Origin of the sequence: Prauserella sediminis (assembly GCF_014195435.1) — a bacterium.
GTDB classification, from domain to species: domain Bacteria; phylum Actinomycetota; class Actinomycetes; order Mycobacteriales; family Pseudonocardiaceae; genus Prauserella; species Prauserella salsuginis.
On the sequence record NZ_JACIBS010000001.1, the window covers coordinates 2,776,390 to 2,798,460 of the forward strand.

At 68.8% G+C, this 22,071-nt stretch carries 23 protein-coding genes; 15 read left to right on the plus strand and 8 right to left on the minus strand.

The window, feature by feature from the left end:
- Positions 1 to 40: 40 nt before the first annotated feature.
- A complete protein-coding gene (locus FB384_RS12665; protein ID WP_258938199.1) occupies positions 41 to 712 on the plus strand; it encodes a GntR family transcriptional regulator in 672 nt (223 codons plus the stop codon).
- A 93-nt stretch (positions 713 to 805) separates the two neighbouring features.
- Positions 806 to 1,471, plus strand: a complete 666-nt coding sequence (locus FB384_RS12670) for a hypothetical protein (RefSeq protein WP_183782930.1) — start codon at positions 806 to 808, stop codon at positions 1,469 to 1,471.
- Positions 1,472 to 1,636: 165 nt separating this feature from the next.
- On the opposite strand, the gene FB384_RS12675 is transcribed toward FB384_RS12670, so the two are convergent.
- On the minus strand, positions 1,637 to 2,002 hold the full coding sequence (locus tag FB384_RS12675; RefSeq protein WP_183782932.1) for a DUF488 domain-containing protein: 366 nt from the start codon (positions 2,000 to 2,002) through the stop codon (positions 1,637 to 1,639).
- A 385-nt stretch (positions 2,003 to 2,387) separates the two neighbouring features.
- Here FB384_RS12675 and ykgO point away from each other — a divergent pair, with 385 nt between their 5' ends.
- A complete protein-coding gene (gene ykgO, locus FB384_RS12680; protein ID WP_183782934.1) occupies positions 2,388 to 2,510 on the plus strand; it encodes a type B 50S ribosomal protein L36 in 123 nt (40 codons plus the stop codon).
- Positions 2,511 to 2,694: 184 nt separating this feature from the next.
- Here the strand turns inward: ykgO and rpmF are convergent, their stop codons facing one another.
- Entirely contained in the window at positions 2,695 to 2,859 is a 165-nt protein-coding gene (rpmF, locus tag FB384_RS12685; RefSeq protein WP_183782936.1) for a 50S ribosomal protein L32, read from the minus strand.
- Positions 2,860 to 2,881: 22 nt separating this feature from the next.
- Positions 2,882 to 4,129 carry a ribosome hibernation factor-recruiting GTPase MRF gene (gene mrf, locus FB384_RS12690; protein WP_183782938.1) on the minus strand — a complete coding sequence of 416 codons (1,248 nt, stop codon included), beginning with the start codon at positions 4,127 to 4,129 and terminating at the stop codon, positions 2,882 to 2,884.
- 221 nt (positions 4,130 to 4,350) lie between these two features.
- Here mrf and FB384_RS12695 point away from each other — a divergent pair, with 221 nt between their 5' ends.
- Together FB384_RS12695 and FB384_RS12700 are read left to right on the plus strand one after the other, a co-directional pair.
- Positions 4,351 to 6,225: a calcineurin-like phosphoesterase C-terminal domain-containing protein gene (locus FB384_RS12695; RefSeq protein WP_183782940.1), complete on the plus strand. Its 1,875-nt coding sequence runs from the start codon at positions 4,351 to 4,353 to the stop codon at positions 6,223 to 6,225.
- 530 nt (positions 6,226 to 6,755) lie between these two features.
- Positions 6,756 to 7,793 (plus strand): fatty acid desaturase family protein, encoded by a 1,038-nt coding sequence (locus FB384_RS12700; protein ID WP_183782942.1) that lies wholly within the window; start codon positions 6,756 to 6,758, stop codon positions 7,791 to 7,793.
- Between the two features lie 15 nt (positions 7,794 to 7,808).
- On the opposite strand, the gene FB384_RS12705 is transcribed toward FB384_RS12700, so the two are convergent.
- Complete coding sequence (locus tag FB384_RS12705) at positions 7,809 to 8,261, minus strand: DUF6292 family protein (RefSeq protein WP_183782944.1); 453 nt, start codon at positions 8,259 to 8,261, stop codon at positions 7,809 to 7,811.
- A 340-nt stretch (positions 8,262 to 8,601) separates the two neighbouring features.
- Here FB384_RS12705 and FB384_RS12710 point away from each other — a divergent pair, with 340 nt between their 5' ends.
- From FB384_RS12710 to FB384_RS12720, 3 genes are all read left to right on the plus strand, one after another.
- A complete protein-coding gene (locus tag FB384_RS12710; RefSeq protein WP_183782946.1) occupies positions 8,602 to 9,114 on the plus strand; it encodes a DUF5994 family protein in 513 nt (170 codons plus the stop codon).
- A 65-nt stretch (positions 9,115 to 9,179) separates the two neighbouring features.
- Complete coding sequence (locus FB384_RS12715) at positions 9,180 to 9,785, plus strand: GNAT family N-acetyltransferase (RefSeq protein ID WP_183782948.1); 606 nt, start codon at positions 9,180 to 9,182, stop codon at positions 9,783 to 9,785.
- Between the two features lie 100 nt (positions 9,786 to 9,885).
- A complete protein-coding gene (locus FB384_RS12720; protein WP_183782950.1) occupies positions 9,886 to 10,311 on the plus strand; it encodes a nitroreductase family deazaflavin-dependent oxidoreductase in 426 nt (141 codons plus the stop codon).
- Positions 10,312 to 10,321: 10 nt separating this feature from the next.
- On the opposite strand, the gene FB384_RS12725 is transcribed toward FB384_RS12720, so the two are convergent.
- The 3 genes from FB384_RS12725 to paaI are packed head-to-tail and all read right to left on the minus strand — an operon-like array spanning position 10,322 to position 12,709.
- Positions 10,322 to 10,936 carry a TetR/AcrR family transcriptional regulator gene (locus FB384_RS12725; protein WP_183782952.1) on the minus strand — a complete coding sequence of 205 codons (615 nt, stop codon included), beginning with the start codon at positions 10,934 to 10,936 and terminating at the stop codon, positions 10,322 to 10,324.
- Positions 10,937 to 10,958: 22 nt separating this feature from the next.
- Positions 10,959 to 12,305: a phenylacetate--CoA ligase PaaK gene (gene paaK, locus FB384_RS12730; RefSeq protein WP_183782954.1), complete on the minus strand. Its 1,347-nt coding sequence runs from the start codon at positions 12,303 to 12,305 to the stop codon at positions 10,959 to 10,961.
- A 14-nt stretch (positions 12,306 to 12,319) separates the two neighbouring features.
- A complete protein-coding gene (gene paaI / locus FB384_RS12735; RefSeq protein WP_183785430.1) occupies positions 12,320 to 12,709 on the minus strand; it encodes a hydroxyphenylacetyl-CoA thioesterase PaaI in 390 nt (129 codons plus the stop codon).
- 264 nt (positions 12,710 to 12,973) lie between these two features.
- Between paaI and FB384_RS12740 the strand changes: the two genes are divergently transcribed.
- The 7 genes from FB384_RS12740 to paaE all read left to right on the plus strand — a co-directional run bounded on the left by FB384_RS12740 (position 12,974) and on the right by paaE (position 19,982).
- Complete coding sequence (locus FB384_RS12740; RefSeq protein WP_323985214.1) at positions 12,974 to 13,891, plus strand: 3-hydroxyacyl-CoA dehydrogenase family protein; 918 nt, start codon at positions 12,974 to 12,976, stop codon at positions 13,889 to 13,891.
- Positions 13,892 to 14,021: 130 nt separating this feature from the next.
- Positions 14,022 to 16,085 (plus strand): phenylacetic acid degradation bifunctional protein PaaZ, encoded by a 2,064-nt coding sequence (gene paaZ / locus FB384_RS12745; protein ID WP_183782957.1) that lies wholly within the window; start codon positions 14,022 to 14,024, stop codon positions 16,083 to 16,085.
- Positions 16,086 to 16,203: 118 nt separating this feature from the next.
- Positions 16,204 to 17,169 (plus strand): 1,2-phenylacetyl-CoA epoxidase subunit PaaA, encoded by a 966-nt coding sequence (gene paaA, locus FB384_RS12750; protein WP_183782959.1) that lies wholly within the window; start codon positions 16,204 to 16,206, stop codon positions 17,167 to 17,169.
- Positions 17,166 to 17,450, plus strand: a complete 285-nt coding sequence (gene paaB / locus FB384_RS12755) for a 1,2-phenylacetyl-CoA epoxidase subunit PaaB (RefSeq protein ID WP_183649888.1) — start codon at positions 17,166 to 17,168, stop codon at positions 17,448 to 17,450. The genes paaA and paaB overlap by 4 nt, the downstream gene beginning before the upstream one ends.
- Before the next feature lie 42 nt (positions 17,451 to 17,492).
- Positions 17,493 to 18,371, plus strand: a complete 879-nt coding sequence (paaC, locus tag FB384_RS12760) for a 1,2-phenylacetyl-CoA epoxidase subunit PaaC (RefSeq protein WP_183782962.1) — start codon at positions 17,493 to 17,495, stop codon at positions 18,369 to 18,371.
- A complete protein-coding gene (paaD, locus tag FB384_RS12765) occupies positions 18,365 to 18,892 on the plus strand; it encodes a 1,2-phenylacetyl-CoA epoxidase subunit PaaD (protein ID WP_183782964.1) in 528 nt (175 codons plus the stop codon). Before paaC ends, paaD begins: the two co-directional genes overlap by 7 nt.
- Positions 18,876 to 19,982, plus strand: coding sequence for a 1,2-phenylacetyl-CoA epoxidase subunit PaaE (gene paaE / locus FB384_RS12770; RefSeq protein WP_183782966.1), 1,107 nt, complete (start codon positions 18,876 to 18,878; stop codon positions 19,980 to 19,982). The genes paaD and paaE overlap by 17 nt, the downstream gene beginning before the upstream one ends.
- Positions 19,983 to 20,034: 52 nt before the next feature.
- On the opposite strand, the gene FB384_RS12775 is transcribed toward paaE, so the two are convergent.
- On the minus strand, positions 20,035 to 21,426 hold the full coding sequence (locus tag FB384_RS12775) for a DUF222 domain-containing protein (RefSeq protein WP_183782968.1): 1,392 nt from the start codon (positions 21,424 to 21,426) through the stop codon (positions 20,035 to 20,037).
- Positions 21,427 to 22,071: the final 645 nt, after the last annotated feature.

The window sequence follows — 22,071 nt, forward strand, 5'->3', positions numbered from 1 at the left end:
CGTCACATACTATGGCCGTGAACAGATCGTGGAGGTAGTAGTGGCTCCGAAGCTGGTCCAGATGGAGAAGGTCAGCATGCGTGACCGCGTCGGGCGGGCGCTGCGGGCGGCGATAATCTCCGGTGAGATGGAGCCCGGCGTCGTGTACTCGGCGCCATCGCTCGGTAGTCGGTTCGGGGTCTCCGCCACCCCGGTCCGTGAGGCCATGCTCGACCTGGTGCGCGAGGAACTCGTCGAGATCGTGCCCAACAAGGGCTTCCGGGTGACGGAAATCAGCGAAACCGACCTGGATCAGATCACCGAGATCCGGTTGCTCATCGAGCCCCCTGCGGTCAGCAAGGTCACGCCGATCATCCCGGACGACGACTTCGCCGAGCTCAGGGAGCTCGCCCAGAACATCGTCACCGCGGCCGAGGCCGGTGATCTGGTCGAGTACACCGAGGCGGACCGCGTGTTCCACCTGCGGTTGCTCTCGTACGCCGACAATCCGCGCATGACCAACCTCGTGTCGGACCTGCGTGCCCACACGCGCCTGTTCGGATTGGCGGCGCTGCGCGAGCGGGGGGAGCTGGTCGACGTCGCGCAGGAGCACCACACGATCGTCGATGCTCTTCAGGCACGTGACCAGACCGCGGCCGAATCGCAGATGCGAGCCCACATCAGCCAAGTCCGGGGGCGCTGGGCCAGCCCCGGCCCGGACTCGGCTGATTGATCCGACTGCCACGCGGTTCTCGCTCAGCCCGCCCGTTTCCTGATTTCGCCGTTTCGGCCGAAACGTCAGGGATGCGCCGATATGATCAAGGGCATGCAGAGGTTCGTTTCATTGCGGGGTGCGCTGGCCGTCGGCCTGCTGATTCCCGCGCTCGCGGCCTGCGGAGGTTCGAACGAGGGCGGGAATCAGGACGGGGCGGACGGCACGGTCGACGGCATTCCGCAGCAGTGGCTGACGGCGACGGCCGACGGCTGGGAAGGCTCCAAAGGGCAGGCGAACGGAGTGCTCACCGTCGATCACGACAGTGATTGCCTCGTGCTTCCCGACGGGGCGACCCTCGAAGGACAGCCCCTCACGCCCGACGGTGCGGGCTGGGGCCCCGAGGGTGACGCCGGCTACCGCTATCAGTGCGAGACCGAGACCGATGACCACATCGCCACGTCGCTGTCGCTGATCCGGCTCGACGACGCCGCGGCGGTCGACGAGTACGTGGCTGGTTTCCTCGCCACCGGTGACAGTTCCGTGCAGGACAACACCACGGAAACGCTGACCGCCCGGGGCGCGGAGGTGCACGTGCTCGTCACCGAGTACATCACCAACCCGAAGGCGGGCAGTGACTACACGGCCGTGTTCGCCGATCCGGAGTCGTCGGCGCTCGTCGAGCTCGAGGTGAGCAGCCTCGACGACGACGAGCGCGAGCGCTATTCGACCCAGAACGTCGCCGACGACCTGGCCGGTGTCATCGCGGCCGCCGGATGACACGCCGGCCACCGCGTGGTCGAGGCCGCCGCGGCTGACGACCACGCGCCGGTGGGTCCCTGAGGAACGAGGTCTCGGGGAAGATCGTTCCGGTGTGACCGGGTCTCGGTGGAACCTCGTCCTAGCGTGACCGGGTTTCGGCGGGACGGCGTCGAGCGCGGGCGTTCACTCCTCCGTCATCAGTAGGTCGGCCAGTACCTGTGCGTGGCTGTGCGCGACGTCCCTGGTCGCTGTCAGCAGGGTGAGGCCCGTGGATTCCGCGCTCTCTCGTAATCCAGCCAGTGCCGCCCCGGCCTCCGGTGAGTCCAGTTCTCGCAGGTAGTGGCGGCGGAACTCGGCGAACTTCCCGGCGTCGTGCGCGTACCACTTCCGGAGGGTGGTGGAGGGCGCGACGGCCTGGACCCACTCGTCCAGTCGTGCGGACTCCTTCTTCATGCCGCGTGGCCACACGCGGTCGACCAGCACGCGAGCACCGTCGTCGTCGCGTGGGGTGTCGTACACGCGACGCACCCGAACCGTTCTCGTCGTCACCCTCTCGGCCCTCCTCGTGGATCGTGACGTTCGGGCGGCTCTCCCGGACGTAGGCCGGTGGTCCACGTTCGTGGTGCCGCCGGTCGCGGACTACCCGGTGAGCGGCGGCCACGACGCCGGCGCGCACATCCGACCACTTGCGACGGTCGCACCACCTGATGATGCCGCCACCGATGACTCCACCCGACGACCACCGCGGTGCCACGTGGTGCACGGACACTCTCGCCGACATCCGCGTCGTCAGGGAGAACTGATGAGCGAGAACGGAAACCGTCGTCGGGGCGCAGTGATCGCTCCTGGTCTGACATGGGGCCGGCCAACCCGCTAATGCAAACGAAAACTATTTTCGATTACTGTAGGGTGGTCCTACCGGAAAGGAGTGGTGATGAAGGTTCGCAAGTCGCTGCGCTCGTTGAAGCAGAAGCCCGGCGCGCAGGTCGTCCGCAGGCACGGCAGGGTGTTCGTGATCAACAAGAAGAACCCGCGGTACAAGGCACGCCAGGGCTGACGCGTGCGGGCCCTCGCCGGGTGTCGGAGAGCGGCCGAGTTCCGGTCCCCGGCACCCGGCCGACTGTGCTTGTCCGCCGGAGGCTGCTTGCTTGCTCTTCGGAAACACGTTGTCTCCGGAAACACGAAAACGAGGGTGTGTCCGCCGATCGCGGCGGACACACCCTCGTTTCGGTTACGCCGATCTACGCGTCGTCGCCGTAGCGGTGGTAGTAGGCGACGAGCCTGCGTGGCACGAGCTTGCGCTCGCCGCGCACCACGATCGGCACCAGGTCCGGGGCCTTCGCCTTCCACTGTGACCGGCGTGTCCGGGTGTTGGCGCGCGACTTCTTGCGTTTGGGTACCGCCATGGTGTGTTTCCCTTCGATGTGTTCAGGACTCGTAGCGTCCGTTATGGACTGACTCCGAATTGGAGTCGGCGTCTTCGGTGTCGTCGCACGGTTCTTCGTGCCAGGCGCCGAACGGGTCGGGATAGCGGGCCCACGCGTCGCGGCCCGTCGCCAGTTCCTCGTCGGTCAGCAGTGCGCCGCGAAGTGTTTCCTCGACGAGCTGCGGGTCGGCCTCGTGGGAGATCACGACGATCTCCTGGTCCCGATCGCCGAACAGTGGGTCCCAGCGCAGCGACGCGAGCGTGCGGCGCTCAGCCGATACGTCCGTCCATTCCGGAGCCTCCGGCGAGTCGAGCCATGGGCCGAGATGGCCGACGCCGAGGCCGCCGCCCGCCGATTCCAGCCACAGTGCGACATCGGGCTGGCTGGCGATCCACACGCGACCACGCGCGCGCAGGACGCCGTCGAGCAGTACGTCGATCGCGTCGTGAAGACGTTCCGGGTGGAACGGCCTGCGTTCGGAGAAGACCGTGACGGCCACGCCGCAGTCGGAGTGCAGCGGCGGTTGGCCTCGCAGCAGTGCTCCGTGAGGGTCGTCGCCCGTGCCGCGACGCGCGTCGGAAGGCATCGCCGCCAGTAGCGTGTCGCGGTCGGTCACCGTGAGGTCGAGTACGGGCGCCGCCGGGGCGGTGCGTTCGAGGATCGCGTTCGTCCTGGCCGCCGACCATGCGTCCTCGGGACGTCCGGTGGATACGACCACATCGGCGAACTCGGCCTGGGCGAGTGCGACGTGGGCGATCGTCCGCTCGTCGTCGGCGGAACCCTGCAGGCCGCGTTCGGCCATGGTCGTGTCGCCCGTGACGTCGTGGACGAAAGTCTCGGCGTCGATCGCGGCGATCACGGCTGCCAGTTCGACGTCCTCGCTCACCGGGCGGTCGCCGACCACGACGTGTTCGATCGTCAGGCACACCTGCTCGGGGTCCATGGCCTCGTCGAGCTGCAGCACGATCCGTTCCACGGCCGTGTCGGCCGACAGTCGTCGCAGCAGGGGGAGCAGGTCTTCGCGCACGGTGCACGTGACGCAGCCGTGGGCGAGTTCGACCGTCGTCGCCGTCTCCCGGGTACCGAGTCGCACGGTGCGCCGCACGATGCCGGACGAGACCTGGCGGAGGTCGTGGTTGACGACCGCGGTGGCCGGGTCTTGGTCCTGGAGTCGCAGCGCGACGTCGCGGCAGGCGGCGGGACAGATGCCGCTGACGACGATCACGGGGGTTCGAGGGTGGTCCGTCACGACTGACAGCGTAAACGATAGTGAAAATCGTTTCCAATAAAGTGGGCAATTGGAGCTCGCACGCAGGTCGGCCGCCGGTTGCCGGGCGGCTTCGGCAGATCGCCATCCCTTTCGCTCGTGTTCGCCGGTTATGCGGAACCTGTTCAGGATCGTCCGGAATGGTTGCTCCTCGCCGGTCACCGGGCCGGTCAACGGTCCCCGACTCATCGGAGCGCAAACGTATGTTCAGGTCCGCTGAAGGAGAACGCAGAGCCGTACGCGCGGCCGTCGCGGCGTGTTCGGCCGTGGCGATCGCCGCGACGTCGGCCGCCGTCGTCGCGCCTGCCGCAGGCGCGCAGCAGGAACAGGCCGACGACGGTGTCTACCGCGGCGCGGTCGAGGTGGTGCCCGCATCGGAAGGATCCGCCGAACGGGACGTGCTGACGGGCACGGTGTTCGTCGACGAGAACGAGGATTCCAGCGCAGGCGACGGCGAGCGCGGCCTGGCCGGCGTCGTCGTGTCCAACGGGCGCGACGTCGTCAAGACCGACAGCGAGGGCCGCTACCGGCTGCCCGCGTTCGACAACATGACGGTCTTCATCACCCAGCCGGACGGATACCAGGTTCCGGTTGACGAGTACAACGTCCCGCAGTTCCACTACAACCACCTGCCGGAAGGCTCGCCCGACCTGAAGTACGGCGGCATCGAGCCCACCGGCCCGCTGCCGTCGGCCGTCAACTTCCCGGTGGCCGAGAGTGCCGGCACCGCGGCGCCCGAGCAGAGCTGCATCGTCGCCGGTGACCTGCAGACCTACAACCGCGAGCAGGTCGAGTACGCGCGCAAGGGCGCGATCAACGACATGGCGCAGCGTGACGACTACGCGAGCTGCGGTTCGCTGTTCGTCGGTGACGTCGTCGGTGACGACCTGTCGCTGTACCCGGAGGTCAAGGAGCTCACCAAGCAGACCAACGGCCCGGCGCGGTTCCTGCCCGGTAACCACGACCTCGACTTCGACGCCGCGACGACGGCCCACTCGTTCGACACCTTCCGTGCGCAACTGGCGCCGACCTACTACTCCTACGACGTCGGCGACGTCCACTTCGTCGCGCTGAACACTGTCGAGTACCCGTGCACATCGAACGAGGACAACCTCGACGGCATCGGCTCCCACTGCGACGACCCGGAGGGCGACCCCAGCTACAACGGGTCCATCGACGACGAGCAGCTCGCGTGGCTCGAGCGCGACCTCGAACACGTCGCCAAGGACAAGCTGGTCGTCGTCGCCAGCCACATCGGCCTGATCAACTACAACGACCAGGCGAGCCCGGTGCACCAGACCGACCAGGCACGCGAGGTGTACGACCTGCTGAAGGGCCGCAAGGCCGTCGCGGTCTCCGGCCACAGCCACACGACCGAGAACATGAAGAAGGGCGACTCGGCGAAGGGGTGGCAGGACACCCTCGGCCTCGACAAGCTGCCGTTCCCGCACATCACCGCGGGCGCCATCTCCGGTGACTGGTACTCCGGCGAGGTCACCGAGGACGGCTACCCGACGGCGATCGGCAAGGACGGCGGCCGCCCCGGACTGCTCACGCTCGACGTCGACGGCACTAAGTTCCAGGAGCGCTACACCGTCACCGGCGAGGACGACACGGTGCAGACCCAGCTCGGCATCAACAGCCCGACGTTCCGCGACTGGTCCGAGGACCGTGCCGAGTGGAACGAGAACCCACAGGGTGACGCACCGGAGCTGGAGGAGCCGCTCGTCGTCGACTCCGCCGACCTGGCCGGCACCACCTGGCTCACCACCGACTTCTGGATGGGGGCCAGCGGCTCGTCGGTGAAGGTCGCTCTCGACGGCGGCCCGGCCAAGAAGGCCACCCGTACGCAGGAGATGAAGGGTGAGGCGAAACGGAACGGGCCGGAGTGGTCGGACCCGTACGCCGTCGCCCAGCAGCTCGTGCACGGCGGCAGCATCGCTGATTCGTCGATGCACCTGTGGCGCTACGAGCTGCCCACCGACCTCGAAGCCGGTGAGCACAGTGCCGAGGTGACGGCCACCGACTCGTACGGCCGTGAGTACACCGATTCGCTGACCTTCGAGGTCGTCGAGTAACGCGATGTCCGACGCCGGGTCCCGGCCGGGTGCACCCGGCCGGGACCCGGCGTTCTCCGTAATCGAGAGCGGGTGGGATACCCGGGCCGAAACCGTCGCCGGTGTACCTGTGCGGGCAGGACGTGTAAGCTTGGAGGTGGCGGGCCATCCGTACACAGTCAGCAACTGTGATCAACGTCGACCGTGTGAACGACGCCGAGCTTCGTGACCTGCCCTGAACCTACTTATTCGAACGGACCTCGCTACGCAGCGAAGAGCTGCGCAGCGAAGAGTCGAGTTCGCTCATTCCGTACGCGTTCGCGTACAAGCACAGAACCGGCGGCCGAGACCCCGTCGCCGCCAAGGAGTTCCCCCATGTCCACCGCTCACGTTCACTCTCGTGTTTTCGGTACCACCGTCGCCCCCGTGGTCTTCAGCCACGTGTCGGCACCCGTGTCCACGGCATCGCCGGTGACCCCTGCGGCGGCCGAACGCGCGCGCCGCATCTCGTTTTCTTCTGCCCCCGCTGCGTTCGGAGGGGAAATTCCCCGATGACCAACTACGCCGAAGCTCCCGCGAAGGCCGGCGGTGAGTACGCGGCCTTGCTCCATGAGGTGCGCGAGGCGGGCCTGCTGCGCCGCCGGTACGGCTATTACGCGCTTCGAATTGCCGCCAACCTGCTGGTCCTAGCCGGCGCCTGGGTGGCGTTCGCGTTCCTCGGCGACAGCTGGTGGCAGCTCGGCATCGCCGCCGTGCTGGCCGTGGTGTTCGCCCAGCTGGCGTTCATCGGCCACGACGCGGGGCACAAGCAGATCTTCCGGACCCGCAAGCCGAACGACGTCATCGGCACCGCGCACGGAGGTCTCGTCGGGATGAGTTACCGCTGGTGGGTCAGCGGGCACAACCGTCACCACGCGAACCCCAACCACGAGGAACACGATCCGGACCTCGACATCCCGGCATTGGCCTTCACCAGCAAACAGGCCCGGCTCAAGCAGGGTTTCCTGCGCTGGATGGCCAAGCACCAGGCGGTGCTGTTCTTCCCGCTGCTCACGGTCGAGGGGTTGAACCTGCACTTCAACGGTGTGAAGGCGGTGTGGCAGGGCAAGACGAAGGGCCGCAAGGTCGAAGGCGCTCTGCTCACGGCCCACTTCGTGGCCTATCTGACCGCCGTGTTCCTGGTGCTGTCGCCGGGGCTCGCAGTGGTGTTCATCGCCGTGCACCAGATGCTGTGGGGCGTCTACATGGGATGTTCGTTCGCGCCCAACCACAAGGGTATGCCGACGATGACCGGCCAATCCGTCGACTTCCTGCGCAAGCAGGTGCTCACGTCACGGAACGTGCGGGGCGGCTGGTTCACCGACTTCCTGCTCGGCGGTTTGAACTACCAGATCGAACACCATCTGTTCCCGAACATGCCGCGGCCGCACCTGCGCCGTGCTCAGCCGATCGTCCGCCGCTTCTGCGACGAACACGGCATCCCATACAGCCAGACCGGGCTGTTCCGTTCGTACCGGCACGTCCTCGAGCACCTGCACGAGATGGGCGCACCGTTGCGAGCGGCAGACCGGGCCCGCTCGGCCGCGTAGCGGCGGCGGGCCCCGTCAGTCCGAGACGTAGGCGGAGAGGCGGACGGCGAGGGCGTGTCGATCGACCGCCCTCGCCGTCGTGTGCGGCGGAGCGGTCTGGGTGGTTGTCGTCTGGTGAGGTGCGGTCTGCGGCCGGGAACCGGCCAGCGTGGTTTCGACCCAGCGGGACACCACACGCGGTGACGGAACCGGTTCACCGCCCAGTCTCGCGATGACGACCGCGCGTTCCGCGGGCGTGGTCTCCACCGCGATCGACCATCCCGCTCGCTCGTCCCAGATCAGCATCAGATCGTGGCCTGGCCACGACGGCCACCGTGTCGACAACCCGAGATACGCCGTCGCGGTGTCGCTGATCTCGAAGCTCATGCTTTCGGCAGGGACCTCCAGTTCATCGGCGACCGCTCCGATGTAGCCGTCGAGCCCGCGCCGCAACGCCGGGGTGCTGTCGATGTCGGTGTCGGTCTCCATATGCGCCTCGTCCTCCGGGCCTCGGGTGTACATCCGCGACGGGGTGTGCCGCGGAGAACGCCGCCCCGGCTCCGTGCGCGCACGACCGGGGAACGCGGCACCTTCTCGAGTGAAACCGAGCCGCGTCGCCGCGGCCCCGTGCGGTACCCGGTCACCCCGACGTTACGCCATTTCGCGCTGAGAAGCAGGCCCACCACGGCAGGTGATGATCATCGCACGCGGTGATGAAGACGCGTAAACTTGCAGGTATCGGCGGCATTCCGCACGCGAGTGACAGAGTTCGTGTCGCCGGCGACGAAACACCACGGCGGCCGCATCGCGGCCGGGACGGAGCATCGACATGATGTCGATCCCGCACACACCGACCATCGACACATTGGCACCCTCAGCCCCACGGCGGCATGCGCGGCTGCAGGTCAAGTCCGAACAGCGCGCCACCGGACACGTCGACGGCGCGTGGTGGCCCTGTTCCCGTGATCTGACCGCGGAACTGCCGGAGCTGCTCGAGGACCTGGCAACGACATGGGGCCCGTGCGAGCGGGTCACCTACAGCCTGCCGATGTGGGAACCCGTCGCGCGCAAGCTGGTCGTCGACGGCCGGAGGGTCCGGGTGGAGGGATTCAACTCCCAGCCACCGGAGACCGTGACGGTCATCGGGGGCCAGGGCCGTGGCCGGCTGACGCTACTCGTGGTGCCGCCGGAGACCGCTCCGGCGTCGGCGCGCGCATCGCTGGCCGCTGCGTCGCAGGGCGGGAACACCGACACCGTCGACAGGCTGCTGGGTTTCGTCGACACGGCCGACATGGCGGCGTCGACACAGCGTTGGGAGCTGGACGGCGGACTGGTCCGATGAACACCACGAGCACGCCCCGGCGGGCGGGTGCGAGCCCGGCCGTGGGGGTCGACGAGGAGCTCCGCATGACAATGAGGCACCAGCCAACCGAATTGTTGCGGCCTTCCCTGATCACGCCCAGGCTGCGGCTGCGCGGCTGGCACGTCGCGGACGCGCCCGACGCGCTGGCGATCTACCAGCACGAATCGGTCACCCGCTGGCTCAGTCCGGCCATGGCGAGAGTGCCGGATCGAACGGAGATGCGGCGGTTGCTGCGGCAGTGGATCGGTGACACAGCATGCCTGGACGTGCCTGCCGGACACTGGGCCCTCGAACGGCGCAGCGACGGGCGCGTCATCGGGGGCGCGTCGGTGCTGCCGCTTCCGCCGGGCAACGACGACCTGGAGATCGGCTGGCAGCTCCACCCGGACTTCTGGGGTCTCGGCTACGCCGGGGAGGCGGCGTTCGCGCTCGCGGGCTGGGCGTTCGAGCACGACGTGGACGAGCTGTACGCGGTCGTGCGTCCCGACAACACGCGGGCAGCGGCGAGCGTGCGCCGCAACGGCATGCAGTGGGTCGGGGAGACCGACAAGTACTTCGGCATGACTCTGCAGGTGTTCCGCCTGCGCCCGGCAGATCTGGAACGGGCAGCGCCACTCGGCCAGCTGCCGCCCGCCTATCAGGACGACTGACGGCGGCCGCCATTCGGGCCGGGCGGATCTTCGTCCGGCACGTCGGCCGCCGCTGCTGCAGGATGGACGGCGTAAGGGAAGACACGCGCAGGAGGACTGCATGAGCGACGCTGCGGACTTCAACCGCCGGACGATCGAGGAGTTCCGTGCCAACCACGGCAAGGTCGGCGGCCCGTTCGAAGGCGCACCGCTGTTGTTGCTGCACACCCTCGGCGCCCGTAGCGGCAAACAGCGGGTCAACCCGATGATGTACCTGACCGACGGCGACCGCTACCTCGTGTTCGCGTCCAAGGCGGGCGCCGACACCCACCCGGACTGGTACTGGAACCTGCGCGCCAACCCGAGCGCCCGGATCGAGGTCGGCGACATCGACCTGGACGTCGAGGCCATCGAACTGGACGAACCCGAGCGCACCGAGAAGTACCGGATCCAGGCCGAGCATTACCCCGGTTTCGCCGAGTACGAACGCCGCACCGACCGGGTGATCCCCGTCGTGGCGCTCAGCCCCATCGGCCAGATCCCGTGATCGGCGGCGCTCAGCCGTCCCGGTGCAGTCGCAGCCCGTCGAAGGCCACTGTGGCCACGGCGTCGGCCAGTGTCTCGGCGTCGACACCCCCGCGCGGCCGGTACCACTCGACCAGCGAGTTCACCATGCCGAACAGCAGCCGGGCCGACGTCGCAGGGTCGACGTCCGGCCGCAGGTCGCCGTCGGCAGCTGCCTTGCTGACCAGGTCCGTCACGATCTGGTCGAACTCGCGCCTGCGCGCCAGCGCGGCCTTCTCCACCTTCGTGTTCCCGCGGATGCGCAGCAGCAGCGTGACGAACGGCAGCTGCTGCACCAGCACGCCGACACTGGCCCGGACCAGCCGTTCGAGCTTGTCGATCGCAGGGCCCTCGACCTCGTCGAGGTGCTCCACCTCCGCGAACAATCCGTCGAGGGCGCGATTGACCGCAAGCTGCAACAGCTCGTCCTTGCTGCGGACGTGGTGGTAGATCGCCGACTTCGTGATGCCCAGCTTGCGCGCCAGGTCCTCCATGCTGGTGCCGTCGTAGCCGCGCTCGTTGAACAGCTTGACCGCGACCATCAGCAGGGACTCGAGGTCGTAACCGGGTCTGCCGCGCCTGCCCCGGGGCCGTGGTGGTTCGGTCATGGCGACATCATCGCAGGTCGGATCACTGTGACGGCCGCTGGTCGACCACCCGGCGAAGCTTGCCCACCGAGCGTTCGAGCGACTCCGGATCGACGACCTCCACGCCCACGCTGACGCCGACGCCGTCCTTGACCCGCTGGGCGATCTCGGTCGCCGCGGCCTGCCTGCGCTCCTGCGGCGCGTCCGGATGCGCCTCGACCAGGACGGTCAGGTGATCCATGCGGTCCTGCCGCGTCAGCCGGAGCTGGAAGTGCGGTGCGAGGCCGTCGGTGCCCAGTACGATCTCCTCGATCTGCGTGGGGAAGACGTTCACGCCCCGCAGAATGATCATGTCGTCGCTGCGTCCGGTCACCTTGTCCATCCGCCGGTACGCGGGCCGCGCGGTGCCGGGGTGGAGGGCGGTGAGGTCGCGCGTGCGGTAGCGGATGATCGGCAGGGCCTGCTTGGTGAGCGAGGTGAACACCAGCTCGCCCGTGACGCCGTCGGCCAGCACGGTGTCCTCGAGCGGATCGATGACCTCGGGGTAGAAGTGGTCCTCCCAGATGTGCAGGCCGTCCTTGGTCTCGACGCACTCCTGCGCCACGCCCGGTCCCATCACTTCGGACAGTCCGTAGATGTCGACGGCGTGCAGGTTCATGCGCTCCTCGATCTCGCGGCGCATGTGCTCGGTCCACGGTTCCGCACCGAAGATGCCGACCTGCAGGGACGTGGTGCGCGGATCGATGCCCTGCCGTTCGAACTCGTCGAGCAGTGTGAGCATGTACGACGGCGTCACCATGATGACCTCCGGCCGGAAGTCGGTGATGAGCTGCACCTGCCGAGCGGTCATGCCGCCCGAGGCCGGAACGACGGTGCAGCCGAGTTTCTCGGCGCCGTAGTGCGCACCGAGTCCGCCGGTGAAGAGCCCGTATCCGTAGGAGACGTGCACCTTGTGGCCCCGGCGACCGCCCGCGGCGAAGATGGAACGCGCCATGACGCTCGACCAGTTGTCGATGTCGGACGCGGTGTAGCCGACGACCGTCGGTTTGCCGGTCGTTCCGCTCGAGGCGTGGATGCGGCTGACCTCGGTCTCGGGGACCGCGAACATGCCGAACGGGTACGAGTCCCGCAGGTCCTGTTTGGTCGTGTACGGGAACTTCGCGAGGTCGGCGAGCTTGCGGCAGTCGTCCGGGTGCACTCCCGCGTCATCGAACTTGCGGCGGTAGAGCGGAACGTTGTCGTAGGCGTGCCGCAGTGTCCACTGCAGACGCTCGAGCTGCAGCGCGCGGAGCTCGTCGGTGCTCAGCCGTTCGGGCGCGGACAGGTCGTCGAGCGCGGGTGCCGTGCCCAGCCGCTGCGTGTTCGGCACCTCGTTGTGCGTGGTCGTCATGGTCGCGGGGCTCCTCAGGACTTGATCTGACCGACGGTTCTGCTGCGGCCGCGGAACTCGGCGACGGTTTCGCGGCCCGCGGCGGTCTCCCGGTGCACGGTGACGTCGTAGATGCCGTTGCGGCCGTACCGGGTGCGTTCGGTGGCCTCGGCCACGAGGGCGTCGCCGAGGCGGGCGCTGGTGACGAACGAGATCTCGGCTCCCGACGCGACGGTAACGGGGCCGTGACTGTTGCACGCGGCGGCGAACGTCGTGTCCGCCAACAGGAACAGGTACCCGCCGTGTGCGATGCCGTGGCCGTTCACCATCTGCTCGGTGATCCGCATCGTCGCGACGGCGTTGCCGTCGTGGGCCCGTGTGACGTCGATACCGAGTGCGGCCGAGGCGGTGTCGGACTCGAGCATGGTCCGGGTGGCTTCACTGACGTGCGCCGCCGAGGGGGCCGTCGCCGAGCCGCCCGCCGCCTGACCGTCTGACGCCGCGACGTCCGGTACCTGGCCGTCCGTCTTGGACACGTGTGCCGCCGGATGGGACACGAGGCTTCACCGCCTTGCCTGTTCGCCGAGGCTCGCTCGCCGTGGCGCGCTCACCTGACCGGCTCGCTCGTCGAGCGGATTGCGTACTGGCCGGGTATTGCTTACTGACCGAATGGCCGGTAATGAATTCGTGTGAAGAGTAAAGGTCAGCCCGAGAACCGATGTCAAGAGGAGAATCGCATGAACGAGGCGTCCGTGCCCAACGGTCCGGCGACGGTCGGGGTGATCGGCGGTGGTCGGATGGGGGCCGGGATCGCGCAGGTCTTCGCGGCACTCGGCTCCCGGGTCGTCGTCGTGGAGAGCGGTGAGGAGGCCGCCACAGCCGCGCGGCAGCGGATCGCCGACGGCCTGGCCAAGGCCGCGGAGCGCGACAAGCTCGACGATCGTCCCGAGGTGGTGCTCGAACGGGTAACCCTGGTCGAGGACGTCACCGGCCTGCCCGGCCACGCGGAGCTGGTCGTGGAAGCCGTGCCCGAGCTACCCGAGTTGAAGGTCGAGGTGCTCATCGGTGCCGAAGCGGTGATCGGCGCCGACACCGTGCTCGCCAGCAATACGAGCTCGCTGTCCATCGCCGAATTGAGTGCCCCGCTGGCCCGGCCCGAACGTTTCCTCGGCATGCACTTCTTCAATCCGGTTCCTGCGTCCAAGCTGGTCGAGGTCGTCACCCCGCCGCAGGTGGCCGACGACGTCGTCGGCCGGGTCACCGGCTGGGTGCGGGCGCTCGGCAAGACCGACGTCGTGGTGCGCGACTCGCCCGGGTTCGCCACGAGCAGACTCGGCGTGATGCTCGGTCTCGAGGCCATTCGGATGCTCGAAGAGGGGGTCGCCGGCGCCGAGGCCATCGACAACGCGATGGAGCTCGGCTACCGCCACCCGATGGGGCCGCTGCGCTCGACCGACCTGGTGGGGCTCGACGTGCGGCTCGCGATCGCCGACTACCTGCATTCGACACTCGGGGAGCGGTTCGCCCCGCCGCAGTTGCTGCGCGACAAGGTCGCCGCCGGGGACCTCGGGCGCAAGACCGGTAAGGGGTTCCACGACTGGAGCTGACGAACCCCGGGTGAACCGGAGGTCTTGCCGCGGTGGACCGGCTCGCGCTAACATTAATTCCCGACCGTTCGGTTAGTAATTACGAGAGCTCATGACTCACCGGAGCCGTGGGCCACGAGAGCGAGGATCGATGGGCAACGGAGCCGAGTCGAACGCGGGAGGATCGAGCCCCGGCCTGCTGCGCAGCTACGTCGGCGGGCACTGGCAGCGGGGCGCGGGCGACGGCGCGCCGGTGTGCGACGCCGTGACGGGCGCCGAGGTCGCCCGCGTGTCGTCGGACGGCATCGACATGGCCGCCGCGCTCGACCACGGCCGCCGGGTGGGCGGTCCCGCGTTGCGGGAGCTGACCTTCCACCAGCGCGCGGCGCTACTCAAGGCACTCGGATCGCACCTGCGCGAGCACCGCGACGAGCTCTACGCGCTGTCCGCACGTACCGGCGCCACGCGCGGCGATTCGAAGTTCGATGTGGACGGTGGGATCGGCGTCCTGCTCGCGTACGCGAGCAAGGGCAAGCGTGAACTGCCGAACGACACCGTGTACATCGACGGCGAGGTCGAACCGCTCAGCAAGGGCGGCACGTTCGTCGCCCGTCACGTCGCGACGCCGCTGCGCGGCGTCGCCGTGCAGATCAACGCGTTCAACTTCCCGGTCTGGGGCCCGCTGGAGAAGCTCGCACCCGCCTTCCTCGCCGGTATGCCGAGCCTGATCAAGCCCGCGAGTCAGACCGCCTACCTCACCGAGAAGCTCGTCGAGCTGATCGTCGAGTCCGGGATCCTGCCCGAAGGGTCCCTCCAGCTCGTCTGCGGCAGCGCGGGTGATCTGCTCGACCACGTCACCGAACAAGACGTCGTGTCGTTCACCGGCTCCGCCGACACGGCGCGCAAACTGCGCAGCCACCCCGCGATCGTTCGGAGCGCGGTGCGATTCAACGCCGAGGCCGACTCGCTGAACTGTTCGATCCTCGGCCCGGACGCCACGCCGGGTACGGCCGAATTCGACCTCTACGTCGACCAGCTCGTCACGGAGATGACCGTCAAGGCGGGTCAGAAGTGCACCGCGATCCGGCGGGCCTTCGTGCCCGCGGCGCTGCTCGACGACGTCGCCGAAGCTGCAAGGCAGCGGCTCGCGAAGGTGACCGTCGGCGACCCGGCGAGTGCCGACATGGGCGCGCTGGCCAGCCTGGAACAGCGCGAGGAGGTTCGTCGCAGCCTGAAGGCGCTGCAGAGTGCGGCGACCGTCGTGTTCGGCGATCCCGAGCACGTCGACGTCGCCGGTGCCGATGCCGAGCGGGGCGCGTTCCTCTCCCCGGTGCTGCTCTCCGGTGATCCCGCGCGGGCCGAACCGCACGAGGTCGAGGCGTTCGGTCCGGTATCGACCCTGCTGCCGTACACCTCCACCCAACAGGTCGTCGAGTTCGCCGCGCGAGGCAAGGGCAGCCTGGCCGGTTCGGTCGTCACGGGGGACAAGGAGTTCGCACGGGAGGTCGTGCTCGGTGCGGCCCCTTGGCACGGCAGGCTGCTGGTGCTCGACGCCGACGACGCGCGCGAGTCGACCGGGCACGGCTCACCGATGCCGCAGCTCGTGCACGGCGGTCCCGGGCGTGCCGGCGGCGGCGAGGAGATGGGCGGGATCCGCGGCGTGCTGCACCACATGCAGCGCACGGCCGTGCAAGCCAGCCCCGCCGTCCTGACGGAGGTGACCGGCCGGTGGACCCAGGGAGCCCCGCGGACGACCACCGACGTGCACCCGTTCCGCAAGTCCCTCGCCGAACTGCGCGTGGGTGACGCGGTCGTCGCGGGCCCGCGCACGGTCACGGCCGAGGACGTCGCGCACTTCGCCGAGTTCACCGGCGACACGTTCTACGCCCACACCGACGAGGCCGCGGCCGCGGAGAACCCGCTGTTCGGCGGCATCGTCGCGCACGGCTACCTCGTGGTGTCGCTGGCGGCGGGACTGTTCGTCTCGCCGGAACCCGGCCCCGTGCTCGCCAACTACGGGCTCGAGAACCTGCGTTTCCTCACGCCCGTCAAGCCCGGTGACTCGCTGACGGTGACGTTGACCTGCAAGCAGATCACCCCGCGCGAGAACGCCGACTACGGCGAGGTGCGTTGGGACGCCGACGTGACCAACGCCGACGGCGATTCGGTCGCCAAGTACGACGTGCTCACCCTCGTCGCGAAGGAGGCGGCATGAGCGAAAATCGCGGAGCCTGCGGAGCTTCGCTCATCGGCGCCGACCGGGTTGAGCCCACGCTGCGGCATGCTCTTTCGCCGCAGCGGGGGAGGGTGCCCCACAAGACACAGGAGGCGGCATGACCGTCACGGAACCGGCACCGTCCGAAGCGGAGCTGGAGCGGCACTTCGAGCACACGATCGCCAAGGACCAGCGGATCGAACCGCGGGACTGGGTGCCCGAGGCGTACCGCAAGACGATGATCCGGCAGATCGCGCAGCACGCGCACTCCGAGATCATCGGCATGCAGCCCGAGGGAAACTGGATCACCCGGGCGCCGTCGTTGCGCCGCAAGGCGATCCTGCTCGCGAAAGTGCAGGACGAGGCGGGTCACGGGCTGTACCTGTACTCGGCGGCGGAAACCCTCGGCGGTGACCGTGACGACATGACCGAGAAGCTGATCAGCGGGCGGCAGAAGTACTCGTCGATCTTCAACTATCCGACGCTGTCGTTCGCCGATGTCGGTGTGATCGGCTGGCTCGTCGACGGCGCGGCGATCTGCAACCAGGTGCCGCTGTGCCGCAGCAGTTACGGGCCCTACGCCCGCGCGATGATCCGCATCTGCAAGGAGGAGTCGTTCCACCAGCGGCAGGGGTACGAGCTGCTGATGACGATGATGTCCGGCACCGAGCAGCAGCGGGAGATGGTGCAGGACGCGGTGAATCGGTACTGGTGGCCGTCGCTGATGATGTTCGGCCCGCCCGACGACGATTCGCCGAACACGGCGCAGTCGATGGCGTGGAAGATCAAGCGCCACACCAACGACGAGCTCCGGCAGCGGTTCGTCGACATGACCGTGCCGCAGGCCGAGGCGCTCGGCGTGACACTGCCCGACCCGGACCTGGCGTGGAACGCCGACCGCGGGCATTACGACTTCGGCGCCATCGACTGGGACGAACTGAAGCAGGTCATCTCCGGCGGCGGGCCGTGCAACACCGAGCGGATGGAACGCCGCCGCAAGGCCCACGAGGACGGCGCATGGGTGCGCGAGGCCGCGGCCGCGCACGCGCGGAAACAGCAGCAGCGGAAGGAGGTCGCGGCATGACGGGCGAGTGGCCGCTGTACGAGGTGTTCGTACGAGGCAAGCGGGGACTGAACCACGTGCACGTCGGATCGCTGCGGGCGGCCGATGACGACATGGCCTTGCACAACGCCCGTGACCTGTACACGCGGCGCAACGAAGGCGTGAGCATCTGGGTCGTCAAGGCCGCGGACATCGCCGCTTCCAGCCCCGACGAGAAGGACCCGTTCTTCGCTCCGTCGGGCGACAAGGTCTACCGGCATCCGACCTTCTACGACATCCCCGAGAACGTCCCCCACATGTAGGTGGCCGGGGCGGGGATCCGCCTCACGAACGAGGGAACGACCATGGCTTTCGACAATGCCTACGAGGCGCTCGCCGATGCGCACGACGACGCGCGGTGGGCGTTCGGCACCGGATTCGAGGATCCGCTGTCCGGAGTGGACACCACGGTTCCATCCGGTGTGGACGGCGATGACCTCGCGCAGTACTGCCTGATGCTCGGTGACGACGCGCTCGTGCTCTCGCACCGGCTGCAGGAGTGGTGCACCCGCGCGCCCGAGCTGGAGGACGAGGTCGCGATCGCCAACATCGGGCTCGACCTGCTCGGCCAGGCGCGGCTGCTGTTGGCGCGTGCGGGCAAGGCCGACGGCAGCGGCCGCGGCGAGGACCACTACGCCTACTTCCGCGGCGAGCACGAGTTCCGCAACGTCCGTCTCGCCGAACGCGAACACGCCGACTTCGCACAGCTCGTCGCAGTGGTGCTGGTGCTCACGACGTGGCGGCTCGCGGTGTTCCAGCGACTGCGGACGTCGGCCGACCCGGTGCTCGCGGCGATCGCGCAGAAGGGCGTCAACGAGCTGACCTACCACCGTGACTACGCGGCGCAGTGGGTCGTGCGGCTCGGCGACGGCACGGAGACCTCGCACGCCACGATGGTCGCGGCGTTCGACGACGTGTGGCCGCTGGTGGCCGAGTTGTTCGAGACGCACGACGTCGAGCGGCGGCTGCCCGGGGTGGCCGCCGACCTGGCCGAGGTGCGCGGCGAGTTCGACGACGTGCTCGCGCAGGTGCTGTCGGCTGCGACCCTGGATACGCCGCAGGTCCGCGCGAAGGCCGGCGTCGCGGGTGGCAAGGGCCGCGACGGCAGGCACACCGAGGCGATGGGATACCTGCTGGCGGAACTGCAGAGCGTCGCGCGGGCCCATCCGGAGGCGACATGGTGACCGCGAGGACCGGTGAGAGCACGGGGACCATCGCGTCCGCGAGGGAGGTCGCCGAGACGGTGACCGACCCGGAACTGCCGATGCTCACGTTGGCCGATCTCGGTGTGCTGCGCGAGGTCACCGAGACCGCGGACGGGGTCACGGTGTCGATCACGCCGACCTACACGGGTTGCCCCGCGATGGACACCATGCGCGACGACCTCGTGCATGCACTGCAGCGGGCCGGTTTCGAGGATGTCGAGGTCCGCACGGTGCTGCATCCGCCGTGGAGCACGGACTGGATCACCGAGCGGGGCCGCAGGCGACTCGCCGAGGCGGGTATCGCACCACCGGGGCTCGCGCCGCAGCGGGGCGCAGGCCCGGTTCCGGTGCAGCTGCTGCCGCCCCGACGTCAGGTGAGCTGCCCGCACTGCGGGGCCGTCGACACCGAGGCGGTGTCCGAGTTCGGGCCGACCGCGTGCAAGGCGCTACGCCGATGCCCGGCGTGCGCCGAGCCGTTCGAGCATGTCAAGGAGATCTGAGGTGACCGCATCCACCACGCCCGTCCGGTCCCGGCTGCGCGGCGAGTTCCACACCCTGACGGTCGCGGGCGTCGACCGGCTGTGCGACGACGCGGTCGCCGTCACGTTCGCCGTGCCGCCCGAACTGGCCGACTTCTACGATTTCCGGGCGGGGCAGTCGCTGACGGTGCGGCGGACGATCGACGGTCGCGAGGAGCGCCGGTCGTACTCGATCTGTGCGGCGGAGGGACACTCGCTGCGCATCGGCGTGCGGGAGGTGCCGGGCGGGCTGTTCTCCGGTTGGCTGGTGCGCGAGGTGCGGCCCGGTGACGAGGTCGAGGTCGGCGCGCCGACAGGCACGTTCACCCCGGCGGACACGGCGGGACGGCACGTGCTGATCGGCGCCGGCTCGGGGATCACCCCGCTGCTGTCGATCGCCTCGACCGTGCTGCGGGACCCGGCAGCCACCGTGACACTGCTGTACGGCAACCGCCGCAGCGACACGGTCATGTTCGCCGACGACCTGGCCGACCTGAAGGATCGCTACCCGCAGCGACTCGAACTCGTGCACGTACTGTCCAGGGAACCGCGCGAGGCTGAACTGTTCACCGGCAGGCTCGACGCGGACAAGCTGCGTGCGCTGCTGACTCTCGTCGGCGATCCAGCGGCGATCGCGCAGTGGTGGTTGTGCGGGCCGTTCGACATGGTTGCGGGGGCACGGGAACTGCTCGGCGAGGTGGGCGTGTCGGGCGACCGTGTGCACACGGAACTGTTCTACGCGGGCGATGTCCCGCCGGAACCGGTACGGCACGTCGAGCAGCAGTCGGCCGCCGACGCCTGTGACGTCACGGTCGTGCTGGACGGCAGGCGCACCACGACCGCACTGCCCGGTGATGTGTCCATTCTGGATGGCGCGCAGCGGGCGCGCCCCGACCTGCCGTTCGCGTGCAAGGGCGGAGTGTGCGGCACGTGCCGGGCGAAGGTCACCGGCGGTGAGGTGTCGATGCGCCGCAACTTCGCGCTCGAACAGGCCGAGGTGGATGCCGGGTTCGTACTGACCTGTCAGACGGTTCCCGTCTCCGGCGAGGTCACAGTGGACTACGACGTGTGATCCGCGGCGGGGCCGCCGGTCGCCGGCCCGGCAGGTCGTTCTAGGACATGTCCTAGAACGGTGGGCTGTCGTCCTTCTGGTGATCCGGGTCGGTGGTTGTTCGCCCCGGTGCAGTTCGGGCCTCATGCCGTGCCTGGGCAGGGCGTGTCGAGCTGTCGCGTCCCGGTACGCGACGTGCCGGGGCAGCGCGTCTCGGGTTGTGGCCTGCCTGGTCGCGGCGTGTCGGGGCAGTGCGTGTCGGGGTGAGGATGGGGTGGCGGTGTGCGGTGTAAGTCGCCCCGTGCGGCGTCGTCACGCGGGTGTTGCCGTGGACGGGGTCGTAGCGGGTGTTCCAGCCGGGCTGGTCTTTGAGCCGGTGGTGCCGTCGGCAGCGTGGGCCGCCGTTGGCGACCGAGGTTGAACCACCACCGCCGCCGTCGTCGGTTGTGGCCCAGGGGTGTTCGTGTTCGTGGTCGCAATGCCGGGCCGGTCGGTGACACCACGGCATCGTGCATTCCCGGTCCCGCACCCGCACCAGCTCGCGGATCACCGCACTCGGCCGCCGCCGCGTCCGCCCCAGATCGACCGGTTCGCCCGTGCCGGGATCGCACAGCACCGCGCGCCAGATGCTGCGCTCGTTGGTCATGATCTCCCGGGCAATCGGAGCCGGGATCGGCCCGTAACCGTCCAGCTCACACCCCTCGTCGGAGATCGCCAGGGCCGTGTTGGCCGGTACGTGCACGTAGACCATGGCCGCCGCCTCCGGCGGCGCCACCCCGGGATCGCGTCCCAACAGCAGGTCGGCGGTCACGTCCGCTCGCAGTTGATCGAGGGTGCGCCCGTCGCCGCTACGGCGCAGTGACCTGGCCATCCCATCGACTCGTGAGTAGCACGCGGCCGCGACCTCCGCCGGCAGGCTCGCTTCGAGTGAGGACATGACGTGCTCGCCCGGGGCGAGTTCGAGCTTCCGCTCCGCCCGTGCCTGCCGGGCACGTTCGACCTGCCCGCCGGGGTCGACCCTCTCCACCAACCGGCGCACCCGCTGGGCCAGGTTCCCCGGCTGCCACGCCGTCTCCGGCGCATCCGTCAGTCTTTCCGCCAGTAGGTCATCGACCTGGCGGGCCGTGTCGTCGTCGAGCGGGTCGACCGCGGCCAACACCCGCCGCGCACCATACGCCTCGAGTTCGCCGGCCCGCATCGAACTCAGCAGCTGCGGCATCCGCCCCGCCAACGACCTGCCGTCGTCGATGCGGCGTTCGACCTCCCGCGTCGAGACCCGCAGCACCGGCGTCAACTCCTCCGCCAACCCCCGATCATCACCCACCGCCGCCGACAACTCCGCCAGCAACGCCAACTCCTCAGCGTCCAGCCGGGCCCGCCGAGCACGGATCTCCCGCACCCGCTCGACCTTGTCACCAACGCCGTCACAAACACCGTCACCAACACCATCCCCCACGTCATCCACAACACCCACGCTATCGAACCCATGGTCGAAACAACCATTGCGCAATAGGGTGAACCGACTCCGGCGACACGTACAGACAACTCGACACCACCTCGATCGCGCGGAAAGGGCCACACCGCGATCACGCTCGAGACGCACGAACGAACCATTCCAGTGAATCGGACGTGCAAGGGGCTGACCCTCGCTGACCCCAAGATCGGCACTGCGGCGGGGAATCGGTGCTGCTCCAGCGTGACGGCCGGGGCGTCGAGATCCGGTTCGACGGCGGGTATGCGATGTTCATGCCGACGCGTGACCACAGCAATGTCGAACCGCCGACGACCCTGGTGGATGCGGACTCGTCGGCCACGGTTCACGCGGCTGCTCAGGTCCCTTTGAAGGTGTGGGAGGAATCGGTGCCGTGGTTTATGTCCTCGCTGAACCGGCCGGAGGTCACGACCTGTGGGTTCTGTTCTCCCTGGACACGCAGTGCACGCCGACGGCGACGTGTTCACTCCACCGGACCGCTCACGCGCCACCGTGGACGGCGAGGGCGGGTTCGGGGAGTGTGAGCAATTCGGCCTGTATCGCCTGTGGGACGAAGTCGAATGCGCGGGCGCGCTGTGGTGGGACCTCGGGCAGTCGTTGTGGGCAGCCGTTCGGGCC